Origin of the sequence: Methanolobus psychrotolerans, assembly GCF_002243045.1 — an archaeon.
GTDB classification, from domain to species: Archaea; Halobacteriota; Methanosarcinia; order Methanosarcinales; family Methanosarcinaceae; genus Methanolobus; species Methanolobus psychrotolerans.
Genome location: NZ_MBKP01000079.1, coordinates 1 through 1,799 on the forward strand (window position 1 = coordinate 1; position 1,799 = coordinate 1,799).

A 1,799-nucleotide genomic window follows, 5' to 3' on the forward strand; every position below is an offset into this window, starting at 1 on the left:
TGCCGATCTGCTTAGGAGGTGATCCAGCCGCAGATTCCCCTACGGCTACCTTGTTACGACTTAACCCCCCTTGCGAAATTTAGGTTCGAACACGGCACTAGTCCGTGCCCTCACCCATACCTCACTCGGGTGGTTTGACGGGCGGTGTGTGCAAGGAGCAGGGACGTATTCACCGCGCTATATTGAAACGCGATTACTACGGATTCCAGCTTCATGAGGGCGAGTTGCAGCCCTCAATTCGAACTAAGGCCGGGTTTATGAGATTACCAACCCCTTTCGGGGTAGGAACCCATTGTCCCGGTCATTGTAGCCCGCGTGTAGCCCTGGAGATTCGGGGCATACTGACCTACCGTAGCCCGCACCTTCCTCTGGTTTAGCACCAGCGGTCCCCACAGAGTACCCATCATCCCGAAGGATATGCTGGCAACAGTGGGCACGGGTCTCGCTCGTTGCCTGACTTAACAGGATGCTTCACAGTACGAACTGACGACGGCCATGCACCTCCTCTCAGCGATTCAGGTAAGACCTTCAGCCTGACCTACATATTGCTGTCGCCCCAGGTGAGTTTTCCGGCGTTGAGTCCAATTAAACCGCAGGCTCCACCCGTTGTAGTGCTCCCCCGCCAATTCCTTTAAGTTTCAGCCTTGCGGCCGTACTTCCCAGGTGGCTCGCTTCACGGCTTCCCTGCGGCACCTGAAACGGTCGCACCGTCCCAGACACCTAGCGAGCATCGTTTACGGCTGGGACTACCCGGGTATCTAATCCGGTTCGTGCCCCCAGCTTTCGTCCCTCACCGTCGGACCCGTTCTGGTAAGACGCCTTCGCCACTGGTGGTCCCACAAGGATTACAAGATTTCACTCCTACCCCTGTAGTACCTCTTACCTCTCCCGGTCCCAAGTCCGACAGTATCCCCCGGAAGCCTAACAGTTGAGCTGTCAGATTTCCCGGAAGACTGATCGAACCGGCTACGGACCCTTTAGACCCAATAATAGTGGCCACCACTCGGGCCGCCGGTGTTACCGCGGCGGCTGGCACCGGTCTTGCCCGGCCCTTGCTAACACATGCGTTTTAAACATGCGGACAGCCAACATAGGATGCTGGCACTCAGTGTCCCCTTATCGCGGTTTCCCGCATTGTAAAGTTTTCGCGCCTGCTGCGCCCCGTAGGGCCTGGATTCATGTCTCAGAATCCATCTCCGGGCTCTTGCTCTCACAACCCGTACCCGTCGTCGGCTAGTAGGTACACTACACCCACTACAACCTGATAGGCCGCAGATTCATCCTAAGGCGCCGGAGCTTTTGACCACAGAACATTCCAGTATCTATGGTATATCTGGAATTATCACCAGTTTCCCGGTGTTATGCCAGACCTTAGGGCAGATTATCCACGTGTTACTGAGCAGTACGCCATGTTCACGAAGAACATTTGACTCGCATGGCTTAGTCGAACACTGATAGCAGTGACCTCTGGCAGGATCAACCAGAATTGTTGATCACACACAAAGAATTTGTTTGGAAGTCATTTAGGAATCGTTAGGAAAGAACTCTCATGAGAGAATTTCTTTTCTTTCTGCACATTAAGTTTGGTTAATTCCTTTTAGTTAGTAGTTAAACACTACCGGTCAGAATTAACCGAACTGCCAAATCCAACGTCAGACAGGAAATAACTCCTGCCTCCACTTGCATAAAAGGCGGTGATTGTAAGCGTTTTTGCCGCGATTTGCGCGGACTCCTACAAAGGACATCATCGTATATATACCTTCCGAACCAAATGATCCGAAGGCATAGAATGAACCTTT

General features: G+C 52.9%; 1 rRNA gene. It reads right to left on the bottom strand.

Annotation, left to right across the window (positions count from 1 at the left end):
• Window positions 1–13 precede the first annotated feature (13 nt).
• Window positions 14–1,487, bottom strand: a 16S ribosomal RNA gene (locus tag BB781_RS14920).
• Window positions 1,488–1,799 lie beyond the last annotated feature (312 nt).